The sequence below is a fragment of the Mesorhizobium sp. genome (assembly GCF_004962245.1).
Lineage (GTDB): Bacteria > Pseudomonadota > Alphaproteobacteria > Rhizobiales > Rhizobiaceae > Mesorhizobium.
The window spans coordinates 99,829-120,684 of the sequence record NZ_SUHQ01000005.1 but is presented as its reverse complement, the minus strand read 5'-3'; the positions used below and the strand labels follow the sequence as shown (position 1 = coordinate 120,684).

Below are 20,856 nucleotides of genomic sequence, written 5' to 3'. Positions count from 1 at the left end.
GTAACCATTGGGCGTGGATGCAGTGGCGCGGCGCCCTTGTCGGGCTCTGCCGTGCCAGTCTTGTTCAAGTCGCGGGGCCGCTATGCGCCTGTCAAGCGCCCACGTCTTCGGCAATGATTGCGTTATTCATCGAGGCCTTCGCCTTGGCGTTCATTGACCGCACCCTTGCGCCGTTCCCGCCATTTTTCGAACTCCATGCCCACCAGCAAGGTGGCGGCGAGGAGAAGCAACATTCCCCATTCGCGCAGCGAAACCGGCGTGATCTGCAGCGTGTCGCTCAGTCCTGGAATATACATCGCGCCGATGTGCAGCGCCTGCGCGCCGAGCACGCCGAGAACGAGGAGGGGATTGGCGAACAGTCTTTGATGGAAGACCGAGAGATGTTCGGAGCGGCTGTTAAAAACCTGGAAATTCTCGAAGAGGACGAAGAGAAGGAGCAGAAGGTTGCGCGCCTGCTCCTCGGGATAACCCTGCTGGAGCAGCCAGTAGAAGACGGCGAAGCCTCCGACGCCCATGACCAGAACGGAATGCCAGATGCGGCGGATCATCACGCGATCCAGGATCGGCTCGTTCGGACGGCGGGGCGGATAGCGAAGTTCGTCGCCCTCAGCCGCCTCGGCGGCCAGTGCCACGTCCTGTATGCCATTGGTGACCAAGTTGAGCCAAAGGAGCTGGACGGCCAGCAGAGGCATGGGCAGCCCCATCGGCATTGCCAGCAGGAACAGCACCACTTCCGCCGCGCCGGTCGATACCAGCATGAAGACCACCTTGCGGATGTTGGCGTAGGCTACGCGCCCCTCCAGGATACCGTTGACGATAGAGGCGAAATTGTCGTCGGTGACGACGATATCGGCGCTTTCCTTGGCCACATCCGTGCCGGCTCGTCCCATCGCCACGCCGACATGGGCATGCTTCAGCGCCGGCGCGTCGTTCACGCCGTCGCCGGTGACGGCGACAAAATGTCCGTTGCGTGAGAGGGACAAAACGATCGAGAGCTTCTGTGCCGGATCGACGCGGGCGAAAATACGGGCATTACGCGTCAACTTGTCGAGTGCCGCTTCCCCATCCTGTTCGGCGCGGCGCACCGCCTCGCCCGTCACCACCTGGTCGGGTTTGAACACGAAGCCGGCCTGCTCGGCGATCACGCTTGCCGTTCGCGGATCATCGCCCGTCACCATCGCCACTTCGATGCCGGCACGATAGCAGTCGCGGATGGCGTTCGGCACTTCGGGGCGCACCGGATCCTGCATTCCCGCCATGCCGAGAAAGGTGAGATCCACTAAGTGGTCATGCGCGTAGCCGTCATCTGGTGCCGTGTCGATCTCCGCCTGGGCGAATGCCAGGACGCGCAGCCCCATTCCGGCAAGCTCCTCCTTCTGGCGCAGCAGAAACTCACCGTCGATCGGCACCGGTCGGCCATCGGCATCCATCTGGCTGGCCATCGCTATCAGCGTTTCAGGTGCGCCCTTGACGAAGATTCGGACACGGCCCTTGCGGCGGTGAAAGGAGGCGGCGTATTTGAGGTCCGGCTCATAGGGGATGCGCGTGATGAGTGGGTAGTGCGCGGCGATTTCCTCCTGCGCGATGCCCCCCTTGCGGGCTGCCGCCAGCAGGGCAACATCGACGGGGTCGCCGTGCCGCCTCCAGCTTTCCCGCTCCTTGAACAGACGCCCCTCATTGGGCAAGGAAGCCGCTTTGAGAAGGGCGGATGCGCGCAACGAGGCCTGCACATTGTCGCCAAGTGGCGACACGATTGAACCCGCGTCCAGATCCTGGCCCGCCTCGCATTTCAGTCGTGTTCCGTCCGGCAGCAGGATATCGGTGACGGTGAGTTCGTTCATCGTCAGCGTGCCCGTCTTGTCTGTCGCAATCATGGTGCAGGAGCCGAGCGATTCCACTGCCGGCATCTTGCGCACGATGACGTTTACCCTGGCCATCCGCCGCATGCCGATGGCCAATGCGACGGAGATCGCAACGGGCAGCCCTTCGGGAATTGCGCTGACCGCAAGACCGACCGCAAGCATGAACAGGTCGCGATAAGGGATGTCGCGCAGAAGCCCGACCGCGACCAGCAGAAGAATTGCCAGGCAGACAGCGATCGCGATCATCCGCGAAAAGCGCTCCAGGCGTATGAGGAGTGGCGGCTTGGATATCGAGCGCTTGCCGATCTCCTCCGCGATCTTGCCGATCTCCGTTGCGCCGCCGGTCGAAACGACGAGACCTCGTCCGCGTCCCCGCGTGATCATAGAACCGGCATAGGCAACGTCCGGCCCCGTTTCCGCACCCGACAATGAGGCCCACTTCTTCACCGGTCTGGATTCGCCGGTCAGCAGCGACTCGTCGCATTGAAGGTCTTCGCTGAGCAGGAGCTGAATGTCGGCCGGAACCCTTGCACCGGCTTCCAGGAGCACCAGGTCGCCGGGAACGAGTTCGCGTGCGTCGATCCTCCACTGCGCTCCATCGCGGACTACCGACGCATGCGGTTCTTCCAGATTTCGGAGCGCCGCCGCCGCCCGCCCGGCCGAATATTCCTGTGCGGCTCCTATGATGCCGTTGATCACCAGGACAACGCCGATGAACAGCGCATCCTTTGCGTCCCCCAATGCCAGCGAGATCACGGCTGCGAAGACAAGGATGTAGATCAGCGGGCTGAGGAACTGCCGCAGGAATACGGCGGCGAGAGATGGCGTATACGGTTGGGGAAGAGCATTCGGGCCGTATTGTTCGAGCCTGGAGCGCGCCTCGGCATTGGTCAGCCCCGAAACAGGAGCACCATCCGGGATTGGTACACCGTTCGTCTGCGAGAGGACCAGATCGTTCATCTCTTTCCGTCGGCACGGTCCCAGAAACAATGAGTGGCTTCGCCTGGTCCGTTGCCCCTTCGGGTTTTCGTCGCTGCCGCCAATTTGTGTGGCACATGGCCAACTTAAATGGTTTGTCTTGAATCAAGACGGCGCGCGTTCCGCATCCCACTGCGGGATGCTGCGGCGATCTAAGGCTTGGGTGGCGTCAGGGCCTGGCGAGGACGCCATCACGGGGAGGCGGGAAGGGGAGCAACCTTGTTGGCCCTCGCAGGGTGCTGCCGGCCGTGATGCCATCGACGCTGCCAGGCAGCACCATGCCGGGGGCCACCGACGTTTTCACGCAGCCCGCGTCAAGCAGGCTTTGCGCTCTTGCGGCGTCAGGGTCGCGCGGCCCGGTCCGGTCTCATGCCGTAGTCCTCGCTGCGCTCCACCGCGCGATAGAAATCAGCGAGTTGCTTGCCGCGCTCCGGCTTGAAGACGCGGCCGGCGATAACCACCGAAGCGATGCGATCGATACGGAAAGCGCGGAAATCGTCGCGCATCTCGCACCAGGCGACCAGCGTCCACACCTTGCCCCAGAACCACAGGCCCAATGGCCTGATGTCGCGCGCGGTGCCGCGACCCGCTTCGTCGGAGTAGTCGATGGTCAGCACCTGGCGTTTTTCCACCGCGCGCTCGATCAGGTCGATTGCCTCACGGGCGGCATCGCTCACCACCCACATCGGCGTATGGATTTCGGTGCGGGCGATGCGATCCTTTTCGGCATCGGGCAGCACGGCGCCGATCTTGACCAGCGCCTCGTCGGCGGCCCGCGCCATGGCAGCACCGCCAAAGGCGCGCACCATACGGGCGCCGGCGACCAGCGCGACGATCTCGTCACGCGTGAACATCAACGGAGGAAGGTCGAAACCCTCCCTCATCATGTAGCCGACGCCGGCCTCGCCGTCGATCGGCACACCGGTCGACTGCAGGTCGGCGATGTCGCGGTAGATGGTTCGCTCGGAAACCTCGAGCCACGTGCCAAGCTTCTGAGCGGTGACCAGACGGCCACCGCGCAGATGCTGCACGATCTGGAAGAGCCTGTCGGCGCGGCGCATCGTATGGTCCCTCGGTGTTGTTTCTATGCATGTCGTTGCCCCAAAACCGGTTCCCACTTTTGGGCGACATGCATTATGGTTCGAGCCCTTCGCGCTTGCGCTGTGCGGTAACGAATGCCGCGCCGAAGGACAATTTCCCTGTTGTCGACGTCTTTGCGTCCAGCACCCGCCAGAACGGCGCAATGTCGCTCAGCGTCATGCCGCGCTCCAAATCCTCGTTGGCGGCCTCGGCGACGGTGCGCAGATGATAGCCGATGGTGACCGGGCATGTCACTTCGGCACCGTGCTCGATGGCGAGCGCGGTGCGCAATGCGCGGACGTCCATGTCCACGCCCTTTGGGATAGAGCGGATGAAATCATCGACCTGCCGAGCCGTCGGCACCAGCATCGGTTGGCCTTCGACGACATCGCCAACAGTGCGCGGCGACGGCTTGATGCCATTGGTGCCCAATGTGTTCAGTCTGTCGTTCCAGCTTTTTACCATGCGGCACCTAGACGAAGAGCCCAAAGCTGTTGCCGTCCGGGTCGAGGCAATAGGCGAATGTGCCGGCCGGAATGGAGATCGCCGGCGAGACAACCTGGCCGCCGCTCTGCCTCACCCGTTCCATGGCGTCCTCGATCGGTGCGGCAACCGACAGATGGATTGTCGGGCCGGTTCCCGGTGCCGCGGGTTTTCCGGGGTAGACGTGCCCGGAGGCCGTTCGGTCCTGCGCGGCGAACATCGCCAGCGGGTTCGGGCCGCTCTCCTCCAGCACGAGATCGTTCTGAAGCACCGACGCGTAAAAGGCGCGCGCCCGATCCATGTCGGTGACAGGAATCTCGAACCATGCCGAAGCTTTTGCAGGGATGAAGGCCATGTCAGTCTCCCGATACTGTCACACTATCGCACGCCGCTCCTGACACCATACTGTCAGGAGGCTTCAGCATGCTCCCCTTCAGCATACTCCTTGGCGAACAGGGTGCGCATCTGTGCAAGGTCGCTGCTTCTCTGGGGATAGAGTGTCTTCAAATAGGCAAGAGCGAAGGTGCCGGGAGCCGAACCCGGGGCGGACACGATGCGACCGTCAGCGACGGCATGGGGCACGTCCTGATAGTTCTGGGCGCCAGCGTAACCCGGTTCCTTCTCATTGATCCAGTCACGACCATTGCTGGTATGCCTGGCCTTTTCGAAGAGGCCGGCGCGCGCCAGCGCCAGCGTGCCGGCGCAGATGCCGCCGACCACACCGCCGCGCGCCGCAATTGCTGTCAGCAGTCCGGAGACGTCCGGCGGGGCGTCGACCCACTGGTCGGAACCGATGACGGCGATGGCGTCGAGATCGCTGTTTTCATCGACCTCGGCGGAGCGGTCGGGCGTCAGCAGAAATCCGCTGGCCGACGTCACAGGCTTTCCGTTCGGCGTCAGCGACACCGCGCGTGCGCCGAACCATTCGACCGCCGAAGCGGCCAGCAGGCCATACTCCCAGTCGGCGAAGCGATCGATGAAAAGAACGCCGATGGTCTTCTGTCCGGACATTTCCTGCTCCGTCTTTCGGCCCGACCTATTTATCTGGGCATTGTGGCGTCTGCATCCAGACGTTGCCGTGAAAAATCACCCGCGGTTGTGACGGCCTTCATAATTATCTGGCCAACCGATGTCCTTGCGGATGCTGTGCGGCAACGCATTCATGAAACGCCGGGTACGGATTTCGTTGCGCATCGTCCGGATCTTGCCGACATAGTGCTGCATACTGCGCAGAATGGTAAAACCGTTCATGGCTGGTCTCCTCTCTTTCGATGGAGACACTCTCGCACACCCCTCCTGACAGCAGTCTGTCAGGAGGCTGAGCAGTCTTTGGCGAGCGTGCCAGGTTTGCCGGTACCGCGGTCCAGCATGGCGCCTGTCGGCTTTGATCCCGTCGTGAATGGTGACCAGAAAAGAGCGCAAGGAGCGCTTTGACAGTTGGCCGCGATGCTGGTCAAAGGCAGCATGTCGAAATTCCTCGCACTCGTCATCGTCGCTATGATGGTTATCCAGATTATCAAGCCGCTCGGCTGGCCGGGGTTGAAACGGCGCAGCGATTTCTGGAAGCTGGCGGTGCTGGCAATGGCGGCGATTTCGATAACAGCGGCGCTCGGGCATTGGACGTAAATCGGAAGCCGGTTGTCCGCTAAGGCTCCCGCGCCCGCAACTCGAAAAGCTAATCCGTTGGCGTTTCGCCCGCTACGCCGGACGTTTCTCACCCAGCACCAGGCCGACGAGATGTTCCGCCCAGGCCCGGTAACCGGCCTCCGAGGCGTGAAATCCGTCGGACGCAAAGCCGGCTTCGGCATCGGTGATCGGCAGGCGCGGCGCCGGCACCGCGCCGCGTTCAAGGCAAAGGCGCTCACCCATCCGGTTCATCTCGGCGGCGCGGATTTCCAGGATCTTTCCAAGCAGCGGCGGCATTGCCGGCGCCCGGGTGAATTCCAGTACCGGCGACCACACCACGCGCGCCTCCGGCCATTTGGCGCGCAGCGCGTAGAGCAGGCCGCCAAACTCTTTCTTGAAGCGCGACACCGAATGGAAGTTCTTGGTGTCGTTGGTGCCGATGGCGAGCACGATGTGCGTCCACGGATCGGCCGACAGATTGGGCAGCACATGGTCGCGGATCTGACCTGAGGTCGCCGAGTTGAAGCCGGCTGCCCGCCAGCGCACCGCACGGCCAGTGCGTTTCGAGATCAGATCGGCCAGTTGCGCCGCCAACCCGTACTCGGAATTGCCGATGCCGACCGAGGCGGCGGAGGAATCGCCAAGCATCAGAAGCGAGACCGCTGGCGCCTGGCCCGATACCTCGTGCATGACCGGACCTTGCGCCGGCAGCATGCGGGTGGTGCGGCGGCGCACCCCGAGCCCTTGCCAGACATAGACCGGGAAGGCGAGCCAGGTGAGGAGGGCCAGAAAGCGCTGCATCGCAAACCGTTAATGGGCAAGTCCGTTAAAGGGGATAGCGAACAGCACTTAGCGCATGTCGGGCCGAAGGCGAAAGACCTTGCGTCGACTGCCCCGCCGTCAATGGCAACAGGCGTCCTGCATCTCGGGCCTGTCCGCATATTCATCGTGCAGCCGTACCCAGTCCATCAGGCTGTGGTAGGGGCCGGTCTCGTTGCGGCCTTTCGGAGTCAGGTCGAGATAGTGATAAGCGCCGATCAGCGGATCACCGCCCCTGGAACGCGACATGAAGGTCAGGAAGATGTCGCCTTTCTCATCCCTGTAGAACACGGTGGTGCCGGGAAGGTCTTTCGATTTCCGCGCGCGCTGCTCGAAATTGTAGGTCGTGTCGCCGTCCGCGATCTGCTTGTCGGTGAAGGAAACCTGCATGTCGAAGTTGAAGTCCGAGGCGTAGGACGACACCCAGTCGAATTTCCAACCCATGCGCCTCTTGTAGGGCAGAAATTCAGCCAACGGCGCCCGTGAGATCACGACCAGCGACACATCGTGGTGCTTGAGGTGCTGGTTGGCGCCGTCGATGTGGTCGGCCAGGAAGGAACACCCCTCGCAACGGTAGTCGGCGCCCGGCCCGAACATGAAGTGGTAGACAATTAGCTGGCTTCTGCTTCCGAACAGGTCGGCCAGATTCTTCGGGCCCTGTTCGGTCTCGAAGACATAGTCCTTCCTGATCTTCAGCCAGGGCAATTCGCGTCGTTCGGCGGCGATGCGGTCGCGAAATCGCGTCAATTCCTTTTCGCGGGCCAGATGCGCCTTGTGCGCCTGGAACCAGTCTTCCCGTGAAACGATCTTGTTGTTTGGCATGAGCCTGCTCCTCGTTGAGCCCCAAGGACGTTTGGGCCCAACGCAAGCCGACACGGCCATCGCATTTTTTGGAATACTCCGGAGCAGATGGAACCCGGGCCATGGCCCGGGTCCGAACGAGGTAGAAAAAGATCCGGTCAGGCGGCCTGTTCCAGTTCCGGCTGCCATTTTCCAAGCGCGGCCAGATGGTTCATGTGGGCGCGGTGGGCGAAGGCGGCCTGCGCGGCGGCGACGTTGGCCGCCTTGCCGCTCCAGGCCTTCTGTGGCGCCGCCTGCAAGGCGCGGCCGTAGGAGAAGGTCAACTTCCACGGATGCGGGCCGATGGCGTTGATGGCGTTGAGGTTGGCGGTCGCTTCCTCGTCCGATTGTCCGCCGGAGAGAAAGGCGATACCCCCCACCGCTGCCGGCACCGTCTCGCGGAACAGTTTTATGGTCTTTTCGGCAACCTCCTCGGGGGTGCTGGTCTTGCCCGACTTCTTGCCGGCGAGAACCATGTTCGGCTTCAAGATGGTGCCTTCGAGGACGACGCGGGCCGCGTAGAGCTCGGTGTAGAGTTTCGTCAGCGTCGCCTTGCTGATCTCGTAGCAGGTGCCGATGTCGTGGGCGCCGTCCATCAGCACTTCCGGCTCGACGATCGGCACGATGCCGGCCTCCTGGCAGAGCGCCGCATAGCGGGCGAGCGCATGAGCGTTCGAGCCGATCGACGTGGCGGAAGGCACGCCCTTGGCGACGTCGATGTCGATCACCGCACGCCATTTGGCGAAACGGGCGCCGAGCTTGTAGTAGTCGGCGAGGCGCTCGCGCAAGCCGTCGAGGCCTTCGGTGATCGTGTCGCCGGGGTACCCGGCCAGAGGCTTGGCGCCGGCATCGACCTTGATGCCGGGGATGGCGCCGGTCGCCTTGATGATGTCGACCAGCGGTGTGCCGTCGGCCGCCTTCTGGTGGATGGTCTCGTCGTAGAGGATGACGCCGGAAATATATCGGGTCATCGCCTCCTTGGCGCGGAACATCATCTCGCGATAGTCGCGGCGGCTGTCGGCGGTTGATTCGACGCCGATGACGTCGAAGCGCTTCTTGATGGTGCCGGAGCTTTCGTCGGCGGCCAAAAGGCCCTTGCCGTCGGCCACCATCGCGGCGGCAATGTCCTCGAGACGTTCGCTCATTGTGCTTCTCCTGAAACGGTTTGTCCGTCCTAGCAGAACACTAGAGCAAGGCAGGTTCAAGTCGAACCATTCCGAGCGGAAAGCTCGAATCGATTGAAACGCGCAGATGTCCTTGTTCGCTCTGTCGGATCAGCCCTTCAACACGTCGACACCGGGCAGCGGCTTGCCTTCCATCCATTCCAGGAAGGCGCCGCCGGCGGTCGAGACATAGGTGAAGTCGTCGGCGACGCCGGCATGGTTGAGGGCCGCCACCGTGTCCCCGCCGCCGGCCACCGAGATCAATTTGCCGGCCTTGGTGCGGGCCGCGGCGTGCCTGGCCGCCGCCACCGTCGCGTGGTCGAACGGCTCGATCTCGAAGGCGCCGAGCGGACCGTTCCAGACCAGCGTCGCGGCGCGGTCGATCCAGTCGGCAACGGCCTTCACGGTCTTTTCGCCGACATCGAGGATCATGCCGTCGGCCGGCACCTCTGATATGGCGACGGTTTCGCTGGCGGCGCCCGCCTTGAATTCCCTGGCGACGACACCGTCGACCGGCAGGATGATGGCGCAGCCGGCTTCGGCGGCCTCGATCATGATCTGCTTGGCGGTCTTGGCGAGATCATGTTCGCACAGCGATTTTCCGACGTCGGTGCCGCGCGCGGCGAGGAAGGTGTTGGCCATGCCGCCGCCGATGACCAGCGCGTCGACCTTCTTCACCAGGTTCATCAGCAGGTCGATCTTGGTGGAGACCTTGGCGCCGCCGACGATGGCGACGACAGGGCGGGTGGGGTTGCCGAGGCCCTTTTCCAGCGCGTCGAGTTCGGCCTGCATGGTGCGGCCGGCGAAGGCCGGCAGCAGGTGCGCAAGCCCCTCCGTCGACGAATGCGCGCGGTGGGCGGCGGAAAAGGCGTCGTTGACGAAGATGTCGCCATTGGCGGCGAGCTTTTTGGTGAAGTCCGGGTCGTTCTTCTCCTCGGCCTTGTAGAAGCGGGTGTTTTCGAGCAGCAGCACGTCGCCGTTGTTCATGGCGGCGACGGCGCTCGCGGCCTTGTCGCCGATGCAGTCCGGCGCAAAGCCGACAGGGCGGCCGAGCACGTCCGCGGTCGCCTTGGCGATTGGCTCGAGCGAGAATTCGGGCGACGGCCCGTCCTTTGGCCGGCCGAAATGAGCAAGCAGGATGACCTTGGCGCCCTTGCCGGAAAGCTCGGCGATGGTCGGCGCGATGCGCTCGATGCGGGTGGCGTCGGTGACCTTGCCGTCGGCGACGGGAACGTTCAGGTCGACGCGAACCAGCACACGCTTGCCGCCGATGTTGCCGATGTCGTCCAGTGTCTTGAATCCGGCCATGCTGTTCCCTTTCGCAAAAAACGCCGGGACCTTAACCCGCACCAACGACGATGCAAGACCTGCATTGGTGCTACGTGGAAAATATGGCTACGGCCCGTGTCGGGGACCGTCAGCCCTCGCCGGTCGACTTTTCCACCACCGGCTGTGGAGCCGGTTCCGCATCCGCCGGTGCCTTGGCACTCTGCTTTTTGGTGCGCTTGCGCCAATTGCGGATAAAAGTGGCGATGCGGTCGCCGATCTCGCCGGCGCTCAGGAACACCGGCACCCGTGCCACCGGCGCGGTCGGCTCGAGGGAAAGACCGAGGCCAGTGATCTTGCCCTTGTCGTCGACGTCGCGGACGATCAGCTCGATCGGACCAAGCAGTACCCTGTCGGCATATTCGGCATGGCCGCCGAGCCGCTCCGTCACCAGGTCGCCGACGGTCAGCTTGCGCTCCTCCTCGGTCAGGCCCGGCGCGTAAGCCGCTTCCAGTTCCGCGGCGGAGCGTGCCGGGTCGACGGCGAAGGCGCCGAAGAAGTCCGCATCCTCGGGGTCGACCACGGCGCGGCTGGCGAAAAGCTTGTCGAGCAGGCCTGGGTAGCGATCCGGCACGAAGATGTAGACATGGTCGCCAGCGGCGAGTCTGCCCATGTCCTGGAAACGCATCGAGCGCCCGTCGCGCAGCACCAGCGACGGTCTGGCCCAGCGCGGAATGCGCTCACCGCGCGCCACCGGGCTGCCAGGTGCTACGCGGTAGGCGAGAAGCTCGTGATGGGCGGAGCCCGGCAATTCGAGTTCGACCTTGTCCAGTGGACCCAGGCGGGCCGGCACGATCAGGCCGAGGCGGCGCGCCAGCGGTCCGACGGTCCATCCCTGAACGATCAGCGATACCAGCACGACGATGAAGGCGGTGTTGAAGATAAGGCGGCCGTTCTCAAGTCCGCCAAGCAGCGGCGTGATGGCGAGCAGGATCGACACGGCGCCGCGCAGGCCCACCCAAGAGACGAAGGCGACTTCCGGGCGCGGCAGACGGAATGGCATCAGGCAGAGCCAGACGGCGATTGGCCGCGCCACGAATATCAGGAACAAGCCCAGCAGCACCGCCGGCAGCATGATCGCCGGAAATTGCGAGGGCGTCGCGAACAGGCCGAGGATCAGGAACATGATGATCTGTGCCAGCCACGACATGCCGTCCTGGAAGCGCTTGAGGATGGTGACGGCGCGGATGTCGGAATTGCCTGATATCAGGCCGGCGAGATAGACCGCCAGAAAGCCGGAGCCGCCAATGGCGCCGGCGGCGGCGAACACCATCAGCGACAGCGTCAGCACGAAGATCGGCAGCAGCCCGTGGTCGAGATTGAGCCGGTCGACGAGGCGCACGATGGCAAGGCCGCCGAAAATGCCGACGATGGCGCCAAGCCCCATGTTGAGAAGAAAGCCGAGGGCGAGGTCGGTGACCAGCACCCTGGCCTCGGGATTGGCGTTAGCGGCGATGATCTCGACCAGGGTGATGGTCAGGAAGATGGCGATCGGATCATTGGTGCCGGATTCCACTTCGAGCGTGGAACGCACGCGCTCGCGCAGATTGATCTCGCCGGCGCGCAACAGGAAGAACACCGCTGCTGCGTCGGTCGAAGCGACGGCGGCACCGAGCAGGAGAGATTCCAGCCAGCTGAGATCGAGCAGATAGTAAGCGACGCTGCCGAACAGGCCGGTGGTCAAAAGCACGCCGACAGTCGCCAGCGACAGCGCCGGTCCGGCCGCCTGGCGCAAGGCGTTGAGCGGTGTGCCGAAACCGGAATCGAACAGGATGACCGCCAGCGCCAGCGAGCCGACAAAATAAGCCAGCCGCGCGTTGTCGAACGGGATGCCGAGACCGTCGGTTCCGGTGGCGAGGCCGATGCAAAGAAACAGCAGCAAGAGTGGGGCGCCGAAGCGGAAGGCGATCAGGCTCGAAAACGCGGCGGCAACGATCAGTGTGGCGCCGACCAGCGTCACGAGATAGATCGTATGCTCCATCCGCCAATTGCCCCCTCGAATTCGTGTTCCTCTCGCTTTGCGGGAGAGTGAGGCGAAGACATGACCAGTGCAAGGCGGGAGGGTGTTTTTTTGCTCTATGCCGCTGATTTCTGGGTGTTTTGGCGCACGTGCCACAGTCCCGCCGGTTCAAGACGGCGGAGCGTATCTTGATATCCATATGGACCCAAGGCCGCACAACGAAACGCCCGGACGTAGCCGGGCGTTTCGTGTCAGAAGACGACGATTGTCTTCAATCAGGCGATGGTCTTGCCGAAGGCGACGGCGGTGTCGCCCATGCGATTGGAAAAACCCCATTCGTTGTCGTACCAGGACAGAACCGAAACGAAGTTGCCGTCCATGACCTTGGTCTGGTCGAGCGCCATGATCGAGGAGTGCGGATCGTGGTTGAAGTCGATCGACACGTTCGGATGATGGGTGACGGAAAGGACACCCTTCAGCTTGCCGTTGGAGGCGGCGATCACCGCCTCGTTGATCTCCTGCACTGTGGTCGCGCGCTTGGCGATGAACTTGAAATCGACGACCGAGACGTTCGGGGTCGGCACGCGGATGGAGATGCCGTCGAGCTTGCCCTTGAGATCGGGCAGCACCAGGCCGATCGCCTTGGCCGCACCGGTCGAGGTCGGGATCTGCGACAGCGCCGCGGCGCGGGCGCGGTAAAGATCCTTGTGCATGGTGTCCAGCGTCGGCTGGTCGCCGGTGTAGGAGTGGATCGTCGTCATCATGCCCTTCTCGATACCGACGGCCTCATGCAGCACGGCTGCCAGCGGCGCCAGGCAGTTGGTGGTGCAGGAGGCGTTCGAGATGACGATGTGGTCCTTGGTCAGCTTGTCATGGTTGATGCCATAGACGACGGTGAGGTCGGCGCCCTCCGCAGGCGCCGAAACCAGCACCCGCTTGGCGCCGGCGGTCAAATGCGCGGCGGCCTTGTCGCGGGCAGTGAAGATGCCGGTGCATTCGAGCGCGATGTCGATGCCGAGTTCCTTCCACGGCAGCTGCGTCGGGTCCTTGATCGCGGTGACCTTGAATTTTTCCTTGCCGACGGTGATCTGGTCGCCGTCAACCGTCACCTCATGCGGGAAGCGGCCATGCACGCTGTCGTAGCGCAGCAGGTGCGCATTGGTCTCGACCGGGCCGAGGTCGTTGACGGCGACGACATCGATATCCTTGCGGCCGGATTCATGGATGGCGCGCAGGATGTTGCGGCCGATGCGGCCAAATCCGTTGATGGCAACTCTGACGGTCATTTATCTCTCCCTGGGAGTTGGTGCCCGCAGTTTCATAACGGCGGATACGGAAAGAATCCAGCCATCGGCGGCTGGATTTAAATCGATTAAGCCTAGTCCGGCCCCGCGACATCGTGTCCGCGGTTCGCAGGCCGAGCTAAGGGTTCACTCGCCGTGCAGGCGAGCTTCCGCCGCCTTCACCGTCGCTTCGGCGGTGATGCCGAAATGCGGATAGAGCTGTTCGATGGTACCAGAGGCGCCGAAGCCGGTCATGCCGATGAAGATGCCGTCGGTGCCGATGAAATGGTCCCAGCCGTGGCGAATGCCAGCTTCGATGGCGATCTTGACCGGCGCGTTGCCGATCGTCTTCCTGCGATAGTCGGCGCTCTGCTTGTCGAACAATTCGAAGCACGGCACAGAGACGACGCGGGTCGGATGACCGTGCTTCTCCAGTGCTTCGCGCGCCGCCAGCGCGATCTCGACCTCGGAGCCCGAAGCGAAGATCGTCACCGCCGCGTCGCCATTGGCGGCGGCCAGCTCATAGGCGCCCTGGCGGCTGAGGTTTTCCGCAACGAAGTCGTTGCGCACCATCGGCAGGTTCTGCCGGGTCAGCGCCAGCGTCGAAGGCGTCTTTTCCTGCTCGATGGCCAGTTGCCAGCATTCGGCGGTCTCGACCGCGTCGGCCGGGCGGAAGACGTTGTGGTTGGGAATGGCGCGCAATGCGGCCAGATGCTCAACCGGTTGATGGGTAGGGCCGTCTTCGCCAAGACCGATGGAATCATGGGTCATGACGAAGATCGAGCGGATGCCCATCAACGAGGCAAGCCGCATCGACGGACGGGCGTAGTCGGAAAAGCACATGAACGTGCCGCCATAGGGGATGATGCCGCCATGCAGCGTCAGTCCGTTGATCGCGGCCGCCATGCCGTGCTCGCGGATGCCATAGTGGACGTAGCGCTGGCCGTAGTCGTCTGATGTGATGTTCTTGGTCTGGCTGGTCTTGGTGTTGTTGGAGCCGGTCAGGTCGGCCGAGCCGCCGATGGTTTCCGGCACGGCGCCGTTGATGACTTCGAGCGCCATTTCCGACGATTTGCGGGTAGCGACCTTCGGCTTATCGGCAGCGAGCTTCTTCTTGTAGTCGGTGATGACGGCGTCGAAATTCGCCGGCAGAGCACCGCTGATGCGACGTTCGAACTCGCTGCGCAATTTGGCATCGGCCTCGGCGAGGCGGCCCTCCCACTCGGTGCGTGCCTTGACACCCGTCTTGCGGGCATCGCGCCAGGCATCGAGGATATCGGCAGGAACATCGAACGGCGCCGAATCCCAGCCGAAGAATTTTCTCGCCCCGGCGATTTCCTCGGCGCCGAGCGGCGAGCCGTGCGCCTTGTTCGTGCCTGCCTTGGTCGGTGCGCCGAAGCCGATGGTGGTCTTGCAGGCGATCATCGTCGGCTTGTCCGAATGGCGTGCCGCCTCGATGGCATAGGCGATCGCTTCCGGATCCTGGCCGTCGATGTGGCTGGCATTCCAGCCGGAGGCCTGGAAGCGGGCGACCTGGTCGGTGTTGTCGGCCAGCGATACCGGCCCGTCGATCGAGATGTTGTTGTTGTCCCAGAAGACGATCAGCTTGTTGAGCTTGAGATGCCCCGCCAGCGCGATGGCTTCCTGGGAAACACCCTCCATCAGGCAACCGTCACCGGCCAGTACATAGGTGTAATGGTCGACGAGGTCGTTGCCGAAGGCGGCGTTCATGATGCGCTCGCCGAGCGCGAAGCCGACCGAATTGGCCAGCCCCTGGCCGAGCGGGCCGGTCGTCGTCTCGATGCCGGCGGCATGGCCATATTCGGGATGGCCCGCCGTCCTCGATCCCAACTGGCGGAAATGCTTGATCTGGTCGAGGGTGATGTCCTCGTAGCCGGTCAGATAGAGCAGCGAATAGAGCAGCATCGAACCGTGGCCGGCCGACAGGATGAAACGGTCGCGATCGGGCCAGTGCGGGTTCTTCGGATCGTATTTCAGGAAACGCGTGAACAGCACCGTGGCGATGTCGGCGCAGCCCATGGGCAGGCCGGGGTGCCCGGACTGGGCCTTCTCGACGGCGTCCATGGAAAGAAAACGGATCGCATTGGCCATCCGGTCATGTTGTTCACGCGAGGTCATGCTTCCTCCAGTGTGGGGGTTTGGGGCCTTGGGAGAGCCCTTGAAAAGGGTGCGCGACACATAGCAGGCGCGGCTTTTTAGTCAATAAACCGGCGCGCTTTTGCCGGTCTTGTGATGGCGCCAGAGCAGGCCTCGAAGGCTCTACATTAGCGTTAGCAGGGGACAGTCGCGAGAGCTTTGTTGACGTTGGCTTCACACGGCGCGTAATGTTTCAGGGGTAACGCGTTCTGAACGTGGATGATTCGGTGATGGGCAGGGCGCAGGACGAAAGCCATGACCGGGGAAACGACACTCAAGGAAGTCATCGCCAGGCTGGGTAAGGCCATCGAAGGGCTGGAAAATGCCGTCGCGGCCAAGCTCGAGCACGAGCGGGACTATACGGAAGCCGAGGCGGAGGTGCAGCGCATGAACGCTGACCGCTCGCGGCTGGCGCAGGAACTCGACAATTCCGAAGCGCGCGCCGAACGGCTGGAAGACGCCAACAAGGAAGTCTCGCGCCGGCTGGTGACCGCCATGGAAACCATCCGTGCCGTGTTGGACAGATAGGGGCTGGCCCAATGGCACAAGTCACGGTTTCCATCGACGGCAAGCAGTATCGCATGGCTTGCGACGAGGGCCAGGAAGAGCATCTGATCGACCTTGCCGAGCGCTTCGACCGCTATGTCTCGCATCTGAAGGATTCCTTCGGCGAGATCGGCGACCAGCGGCTGACCGTGATGGCCGGCATCATGGTCATGGATGAGCTTTCGGAGCTGCAAAAACGCGTCAAGGGCATGGAAAGCGAAGTGCAGACGCTGCGCAAGACGCGCGACGACGCGCTGACCAAGGCCGACAAGAACGATTCCGTGCTGACCGATGCGCTTGGCGCGCTCGCCCAGCGCATGGAGAATCTGGCGACGACGCTGGCGGTGAACAAGGCCTGAGCCTCCTCGCCTTCATTCGCGGCGTAATTCCTGCTCCATTTGCCAAGAAGAAACGAAAATTTTTCGCCGTCGCCGCCAATGTCGGTGGCAATAGGCGTTTGAAGGACGACGCCGGAGTGGTAGAAAGGCAAAAAGCAGCGCCGGTGGTGTTGGTCAATGCCGGCTGCAATCACAGGGTAGGGACACGCCATGAGCCTTCGTATCAACGATATCGCGCCGGATTTCACGGCCGAAACCACGCAAGGGACGATCAGCTTCCACGAATGGATCGGTGACGGCTGGGCAATACTTTTCAGCCATCCGAAGAATTTCACGCCGGTCTGCACGACTGAACTCGGCACGATGGCCGGGCTGGAAGGCGAGTTCAGCAAGCGCAACGTCAAGATCATCGGCATTTCCGTCGATCCGGTCGAAAGCCATGGCAAATGGCAGGACGATATCAAGACGGCGACCGGCCATTCGGTGAATTATCCGCTGATCGGCGACAAGGATCTCAAGGTCGCCAAACTTTACGACATGCTGCCGGCCGGTGCCGGCGAAACCTCGGAAGGCCGCACGCCCGCAGACAATGCCACGGTGCGTTCAGTCTACGTCATCGGCCCCGACAAGAAGATCAAGCTGGTTCTCACCTATCCGATGACGACCGGCCGCAACTTCGATGAGATCCTGCGTGCGGTCGATTCGATGCAGCTGACCGCCAAGCACCAGGTGGCGACGCCGGCGAACTGGAAGCAGGGTGAGGACGTCATCATCACTGCCGCTGTTTCCAATGAGGACGCGATCAAGCGTTTCGGCGCCTACGAGACGATCCTGCCGTATCTCAGGAAGACCAAGCAACCCTCCGCCTGAGCGGCAGGGTTAGCATAGAGGAATTTTCGGTTTTCGCGTCTGCGCGAGCATGCGGTGCTTGACGGTGCCGCATTCGCGGACGATCATGCTCTTCTTTCATCGCGGCAGAGAAAAGCATTCCTGCCTCAATGCGAGTTGAGGAAACCGGGATTGGACGCATCATCGGTCAAGCCGCAGGTCACAGGCTTCTACGACGCGCCGAGCGGGTCCATCCAATATGTCGTTGCCGATCCGCAGACGCGGCGATGCGTGATCATCGACCCGATCCTCGATTTCGACGAGAAGTCCGGCGCAACGGCAACGAAAAATGCCGATGCGGTGCTGGCCTTCATCAGGGAGAGTGGACTGGAGATCGAGTGGATCCTCGACACGCATCCGCACGCCGACCATTTCTCGGCGGCGCACCATCTCAGCGAAAGGACAGGGGCGCCCACGGCGATCGGCGAGAAGGTCGTCGACGTCCAGAAACTGTGGAAAGTGATCTACAACTGGCCGGATTTTCCCGCTGACGGTTCGCAATGGGACAGACTGTTCGCCGATGGCGAGACCTTTTCGGTCGGCAACATTCCGGCGGAGGTGCTGTTTTCGCCTGGCCATACGCTGGCTTCGATCACCTATGTGATCGGCGATGCTGCCTTCGTCCATGATACGCTGTTCATGCCGGACAGCGGCACGGCGAGAGCGGACTTTCCCGGCGGCAGTGCCGCGCGGCTCTGGCGCTCGATCCAGGCTATCCTCGCGCTACCGGATGAGACCCGCCTTTTCGTCGGCCATGACTACCAGGCGGAAGGGCGCGAACCCTTGTGGGAGAGCACGGTCGCGGAACAGAAATCCAAAAACATCCATGTTGCCGCCTGCAGGACAGAGGCCGATTTCGTGGCGTTGCGCGAGGCGCGCGACAGGACGCTGCCGATGCCCCGGCTGATCCTGCACGCGCTGCAGGTCAACATGAATGGCGGGCGCCTGCCGGAACCGGAATCCAACGGGCGCCGGTATCTGAAGTTTCCGCTGGATTGTCTTTGAGGGGGCAGACGGCACTACGCCTTCCGGGAAGTCAGCGCTGCCCCTCATTGTCCTGCCGGACGTTTCTCCCCGTATAGTGACGGGGAGAAAGACGCTTTCGCGGATGATTTCGCCAATTCCCAACGTCGTAGAGATGGAGCCAAGGTTGCGGCCAGCGCCTTCTCCCCGTTTACGGGGAGAAGATGCCGGCAGGCAGATGAGGGGCAGCGCCGACGCTGGTGTATAAAAACAAACGGCGGCGTCAGGAGAATGACGCCGCCGTTGTATAATTTCCTACCAGGAACGTGTTACGCCGCCGGTTGCGCGTCAATGGTGCGCAGGGCCTGCATCTGGCGCTTGGCTGCGGCCTTGACCGCGTCCTGCACCTTCTCGAAGGCGCGCACCTCGATCTGGCGCACGCGCTCGCGGCTGATGTCGAACTCGGCCGACAGCTCTTCCAGCGTCAGCGGCTCCTCGGCCAGGCGGCGCGCCTCGAAGATGCGCCGCTCGCGATCGTTGAGCACGGCAAGAGCGCCGGACAGCATGCCGCGCCGGTTCTCCAGCTCGTCCTGCTCGATCAGCATCTCTTCCTGGCTTTCGTGGTCGTCGACCAGCCAGTCCTGCCACTCGCCGGACTCACCTTCGCTCGCGCGGATCGGCGCGTTGAGCGAGGCGTCGCCCGACAGGCGGCGGTTCATCGACACCACTTCCGCTTCGGACACGTTGAGGCGGGTGGCGATCTCGGTGATCTGGTCAGGCTTCAAGTCGCCGTCGTCGAGCGCCTGGATCTTGCCCTTCACCTTGCGCAGGTTGAAGAACAGACGTTTCTGGTTGGCGGTCGTGCCCATCTTGACCAGGCTCCACGAGCGCAGGATGTATTCCTGGATCGAGGCCTTGATCCACCACATGGCATAGGTGGCGAGCCGGAAGCCGCGCTCCGGTTCGAATTTCTTGACGGCCTGCATCAGGCCGACATTGCCTTCCGAGATCACCTCGCCGATCGGCAGGCCGTAGCCGCGATAGCCCATGGCGATCTTGGCGACGAGCCGAAGGTGGCTGGTGACGAGCTTGTGCGCAGCCGTGGTGTCCTCATGCTCGGCGTAGCGCTTGGCGAGCATGTACTCTTCCTGCGGCTGAAGCATCGGAAAGCGACGGATTTCTTCCAGGTAGCGGCTGAGGCCGCCTTCGCCGGAAACGATACTGGGTAGTGACTGGGCCATGATAGCGCCCCCTCTCTTTGGAGTGGTGCCCCCGAAACGTGGCGGGCATATGTTGCGAACGCCAAAGGCTCGTTCGCGACAACCGGTTTATATAGGAACAAAACCAGAAAGGACAGCATTTGTTCAACACGAAACAGTGTGTCACGCCAAAGTGAACAACGCCGGTCAGGTTTTTGCCGATCTGGTTTTGAGTGGATGGAAAGCGGTTCAAAGCTTACGAAAACCGTCGACGAGTTCCTCCATATCCCTCGGTACGGGTGCCTCGAACCTCATCGTTAAATGGGTAGCCGGATGCCTAAATTCAAGGAGGCGGGCATGCAAAGCCTGTCGCGGAAATGCCTTCACCCGGCCTTTCAGCGGCTCGGGCAGCCGGTTCGCCTTGGTGCGAAAGGCCTGGCCGTAATCGGGGTCGCCGACGACCGGATGACCGATATGGGCCATGTGGACGCGGATCTGATGGGTGCGGCCGGTCTCGAGCCGGCATTCGACCAGGCTGGCCGTGGCGAATTCCTTCTGCTGCTCGCCAAAGCGTTCGACCACGGTGAAATGGGTGATGGCGTGGCGGGCATCGTCGCGGCCCTCCGGCACCACAGCACGGCGCACGCGGTCGGCGGCGCGGCCAAGCGGCTCGTCGATCGTGCCGGTCGGTCTCGTCGGTATGCCCCAGACCAGCGCCAGATAGGCGCGTTTGAGATCGCCGGTCAGGCCATGGTCGGCAAAGGCCTCCGACAAGGATTTGTGGGCGCGGTCGGTCTTGGCGACGACCATGACGCCGCTGGTCTCCTTGTCCAGGCGGTGGACGATACCCGGCCGCCGCACGCCGCCGATGCCGGAAAGACTGTCGCCGCAATGGTGGATCAGCGCGTTGACCAGCGTGCCGGTCCAGTTGCCGGCGCCGGGATGGACGACAAGCCCCGGCGGCTTGTTGATGACGATCAGCTCATTGTCCTCATAGAGGATGTCGAGCGCGATGTTCTCGCCTTGCGGTTCCGCCGGCTCCGGCTCCGGCATTTCGACCGACACGCGGTCACCGGCCGCCATCTTGCGCTTGGTCTCGTCGACCGGATGGCCGCCGACCTTGACGGCGCCCTGCCTGATCAGCATCTGCACCCGGCTGCGCGACATGTCCGGACCGAGCTTGCCCGCCAGCCATTGGTCGAGGCGCTGGCCGGCCGCATCGGGACCCGCTTCCAGCACGATCGGTCCACCGTCTGGCGATCCACCCTCCATCAATCCATCCTCTATCAATATGGGGGCCTCTTCGTTATGAGCGCTCATCGAAAAAAGTTCCGGACTGTTTTGC

Annotated in this window: 20 protein-coding genes; 5 read left to right on the top strand and 15 right to left on the bottom strand. The window is 62.9% G+C overall.

Going from position 1 to position 20,856, the window contains the following annotated elements:
- Nucleotides 1–122 precede the first annotated feature (122 nt).
- The 6 genes from E5X88_RS07315 to E5X88_RS07290 all read right to left on the bottom strand — a co-directional run bounded on the left by E5X88_RS07315 (nucleotide 123) and on the right by E5X88_RS07290 (nucleotide 5,654).
- Nucleotides 123–2,822 (bottom strand): HAD-IC family P-type ATPase, encoded by a 2,700-nt coding sequence (locus tag E5X88_RS07315; protein ID WP_292159727.1) that lies wholly within the window; start codon nucleotides 2,820–2,822, stop codon nucleotides 123–125.
- A gap of 359 nt (nucleotides 2,823–3,181) precedes the next feature.
- Nucleotides 3,182–3,901: a YafY family protein gene (locus tag E5X88_RS07310; RefSeq protein ID WP_126035317.1), complete on the bottom strand. Its 720-nt coding sequence runs from the start codon at nucleotides 3,899–3,901 to the stop codon at nucleotides 3,182–3,184.
- Between the two features lie 73 nt (nucleotides 3,902–3,974).
- On the bottom strand, nucleotides 3,975–4,385 hold the full coding sequence (locus E5X88_RS07305; RefSeq protein WP_292159725.1) for a hypothetical protein: 411 nt from the start codon (nucleotides 4,383–4,385) through the stop codon (nucleotides 3,975–3,977).
- A 7-nt stretch (nucleotides 4,386–4,392) separates the two neighbouring features.
- On the bottom strand, nucleotides 4,393–4,758 hold the full coding sequence (locus E5X88_RS07300) for a VOC family protein (RefSeq protein ID WP_292159723.1): 366 nt from the start codon (nucleotides 4,756–4,758) through the stop codon (nucleotides 4,393–4,395).
- 53 nt (nucleotides 4,759–4,811) lie between these two features.
- Nucleotides 4,812–5,414, bottom strand: a complete 603-nt coding sequence (locus E5X88_RS07295) for a DJ-1/PfpI family protein (RefSeq protein WP_292159721.1) — start codon at nucleotides 5,412–5,414, stop codon at nucleotides 4,812–4,814.
- Between the two features lie 75 nt (nucleotides 5,415–5,489).
- Nucleotides 5,490–5,654, bottom strand: coding sequence for a hypothetical protein (locus E5X88_RS07290; protein ID WP_292159719.1), 165 nt, complete (start codon nucleotides 5,652–5,654; stop codon nucleotides 5,490–5,492).
- Between the two features lie 186 nt (nucleotides 5,655–5,840).
- On the opposite strand from E5X88_RS07290, the gene E5X88_RS07285 reads away from it, so the two are divergent.
- Nucleotides 5,841–6,029: a hypothetical protein gene (locus E5X88_RS07285; protein WP_292160093.1), complete on the top strand. Its 189-nt coding sequence runs from the start codon at nucleotides 5,841–5,843 to the stop codon at nucleotides 6,027–6,029.
- A gap of 72 nt (nucleotides 6,030–6,101) precedes the next feature.
- Here the strand turns inward: E5X88_RS07285 and E5X88_RS07280 are convergent, their stop codons facing one another.
- From E5X88_RS07280 to tkt, 7 genes are all read right to left on the bottom strand, one after another.
- Nucleotides 6,102–6,830 (bottom strand): SGNH/GDSL hydrolase family protein, encoded by a 729-nt coding sequence (locus E5X88_RS07280; RefSeq protein WP_292159717.1) that lies wholly within the window; start codon nucleotides 6,828–6,830, stop codon nucleotides 6,102–6,104.
- A 99-nt stretch (nucleotides 6,831–6,929) separates the two neighbouring features.
- Nucleotides 6,930–7,670: a thioredoxin family protein gene (locus tag E5X88_RS07275; protein WP_292159715.1), complete on the bottom strand. Its 741-nt coding sequence runs from the start codon at nucleotides 7,668–7,670 to the stop codon at nucleotides 6,930–6,932.
- 137 nt (nucleotides 7,671–7,807) lie between these two features.
- Nucleotides 7,808–8,833 carry a class I fructose-bisphosphate aldolase gene (locus E5X88_RS07270; RefSeq protein WP_292159713.1) on the bottom strand — a complete coding sequence of 342 codons (1,026 nt, stop codon included), beginning with the start codon at nucleotides 8,831–8,833 and terminating at the stop codon, nucleotides 7,808–7,810.
- 129 nt (nucleotides 8,834–8,962) lie between these two features.
- Nucleotides 8,963–10,159, bottom strand: coding sequence for a phosphoglycerate kinase (locus E5X88_RS07265; RefSeq protein ID WP_292159711.1), 1,197 nt, complete (start codon nucleotides 10,157–10,159; stop codon nucleotides 8,963–8,965).
- 109 nt (nucleotides 10,160–10,268) lie between these two features.
- A complete protein-coding gene (locus tag E5X88_RS07260; protein ID WP_292159708.1) occupies nucleotides 10,269–12,158 on the bottom strand; it encodes a potassium/proton antiporter in 1,890 nt (629 codons plus the stop codon).
- A 254-nt stretch (nucleotides 12,159–12,412) separates the two neighbouring features.
- Nucleotides 12,413–13,423 carry a type I glyceraldehyde-3-phosphate dehydrogenase gene (gene gap, locus E5X88_RS07255; RefSeq protein ID WP_292159706.1) on the bottom strand — a complete coding sequence of 337 codons (1,011 nt, stop codon included), beginning with the start codon at nucleotides 13,421–13,423 and terminating at the stop codon, nucleotides 12,413–12,415.
- Between the two features lie 144 nt (nucleotides 13,424–13,567).
- Entirely contained in the window at nucleotides 13,568–15,559 is a 1,992-nt protein-coding gene (gene tkt, locus E5X88_RS07250) for a transketolase (RefSeq protein WP_292159704.1), read from the bottom strand.
- Between the two features lie 273 nt (nucleotides 15,560–15,832).
- Here tkt and E5X88_RS07245 point away from each other — a divergent pair, with 273 nt between their 5' ends.
- The 4 genes from E5X88_RS07245 (at nucleotide 15,833) to E5X88_RS07230 (ending at nucleotide 18,354) form a co-directional block, all read left to right on the top strand.
- Nucleotides 15,833–16,105, top strand: coding sequence for a DUF4164 domain-containing protein (locus E5X88_RS07245; protein WP_023797069.1), 273 nt, complete (start codon nucleotides 15,833–15,835; stop codon nucleotides 16,103–16,105).
- Nucleotides 16,106–16,116: 11 nt separating this feature from the next.
- Nucleotides 16,117–16,482: a cell division protein ZapA gene (locus E5X88_RS07240; protein WP_292159702.1), complete on the top strand. Its 366-nt coding sequence runs from the start codon at nucleotides 16,117–16,119 to the stop codon at nucleotides 16,480–16,482.
- 189 nt (nucleotides 16,483–16,671) lie between these two features.
- The gene (locus E5X88_RS07235; RefSeq protein ID WP_292159700.1) at nucleotides 16,672–17,331 is read left to right on the top strand and encodes a peroxiredoxin; all 660 of its coding nucleotides are present in this window, start codon (nucleotides 16,672–16,674) and stop codon (nucleotides 17,329–17,331) included.
- Between the two features lie 150 nt (nucleotides 17,332–17,481).
- Nucleotides 17,482–18,354, top strand: a complete 873-nt coding sequence (locus tag E5X88_RS07230; RefSeq protein WP_292159698.1) for an MBL fold metallo-hydrolase — start codon at nucleotides 17,482–17,484, stop codon at nucleotides 18,352–18,354.
- A 287-nt stretch (nucleotides 18,355–18,641) separates the two neighbouring features.
- Here E5X88_RS07230 and rpoH read toward each other — a convergent pair whose 3' ends face one another.
- Together rpoH and E5X88_RS07220 are read right to left on the bottom strand one after the other, a co-directional pair.
- Nucleotides 18,642–19,553, bottom strand: a complete 912-nt coding sequence (rpoH, locus tag E5X88_RS07225; RefSeq protein ID WP_292159696.1) for an RNA polymerase sigma factor RpoH — start codon at nucleotides 19,551–19,553, stop codon at nucleotides 18,642–18,644.
- 207 nt (nucleotides 19,554–19,760) lie between these two features.
- The gene (locus tag E5X88_RS07220; RefSeq protein WP_292159694.1) at nucleotides 19,761–20,831 is read right to left on the bottom strand and encodes an RluA family pseudouridine synthase; all 1,071 of its coding nucleotides are present in this window, start codon (nucleotides 20,829–20,831) and stop codon (nucleotides 19,761–19,763) included.
- Nucleotides 20,832–20,856 lie beyond the last annotated feature (25 nt).

Bases quoted from the DNA above. Each gene is read 5' to 3' on its own strand.
- E5X88_RS07315 (WP_292159727.1), bottom strand. From the start codon at position 2,822: ATGAACGATCTGGTCCTCTCGCAGACGAACGGTGTACCAATCCCGGAT.
- E5X88_RS07275 (WP_292159715.1), bottom strand. From the start codon at position 7,670: ATGCCAAACAACAAGATCGTTTCACGGGAAGACTGGTTCCAGGCGCAC.
- E5X88_RS07260 (WP_292159708.1), bottom strand. From the start codon at position 12,158: ATGGAGCATACGATCTATCTCGTGACGCTGGTCGGCGCCACACTGATC.
- E5X88_RS07280 (WP_292159717.1), bottom strand. From the start codon at position 6,830: ATGCAGCGCTTTCTGGCCCTCCTCACCTGGCTCGCCTTCCCGGTCTAT.
- E5X88_RS07220 (WP_292159694.1), bottom strand. From the start codon at position 20,831: ATGAGCGCTCATAACGAAGAGGCCCCCATATTGATAGAGGATGGATTG.
- tkt (WP_292159704.1), bottom strand. From the start codon at position 15,559: ATGACCTCGCGTGAACAACATGACCGGATGGCCAATGCGATCCGTTTT.
- E5X88_RS07310 (WP_126035317.1), bottom strand. From the start codon at position 3,901: ATGCGCCGCGCCGACAGGCTCTTCCAGATCGTGCAGCATCTGCGCGGT.
- E5X88_RS07265 (WP_292159711.1), bottom strand. From the start codon at position 10,159: ATGGCCGGATTCAAGACACTGGACGACATCGGCAACATCGGCGGCAAG.
- E5X88_RS07240 (WP_292159702.1), top strand. From the start codon at position 16,117: ATGGCACAAGTCACGGTTTCCATCGACGGCAAGCAGTATCGCATGGCT.
- E5X88_RS07245 (WP_023797069.1), top strand. From the start codon at position 15,833: ATGACCGGGGAAACGACACTCAAGGAAGTCATCGCCAGGCTGGGTAAG.
- E5X88_RS07290 (WP_292159719.1), bottom strand. From the start codon at position 5,654: ATGAACGGTTTTACCATTCTGCGCAGTATGCAGCACTATGTCGGCAAG.
- E5X88_RS07235 (WP_292159700.1), top strand. From the start codon at position 16,672: ATGAGCCTTCGTATCAACGATATCGCGCCGGATTTCACGGCCGAAACC.
- E5X88_RS07305 (WP_292159725.1), bottom strand. From the start codon at position 4,385: ATGGTAAAAAGCTGGAACGACAGACTGAACACATTGGGCACCAATGGC.
- gap (WP_292159706.1), bottom strand. From the start codon at position 13,423: ATGACCGTCAGAGTTGCCATCAACGGATTTGGCCGCATCGGCCGCAAC.
- E5X88_RS07300 (WP_292159723.1), bottom strand. From the start codon at position 4,758: ATGGCCTTCATCCCTGCAAAAGCTTCGGCATGGTTCGAGATTCCTGTC.
- rpoH (WP_292159696.1), bottom strand. From the start codon at position 19,553: ATGGCCCAGTCACTACCCAGTATCGTTTCCGGCGAAGGCGGCCTCAGC.
- E5X88_RS07270 (WP_292159713.1), bottom strand. From the start codon at position 8,833: ATGAGCGAACGTCTCGAGGACATTGCCGCCGCGATGGTGGCCGACGGC.
- E5X88_RS07295 (WP_292159721.1), bottom strand. From the start codon at position 5,414: ATGTCCGGACAGAAGACCATCGGCGTTCTTTTCATCGATCGCTTCGCC.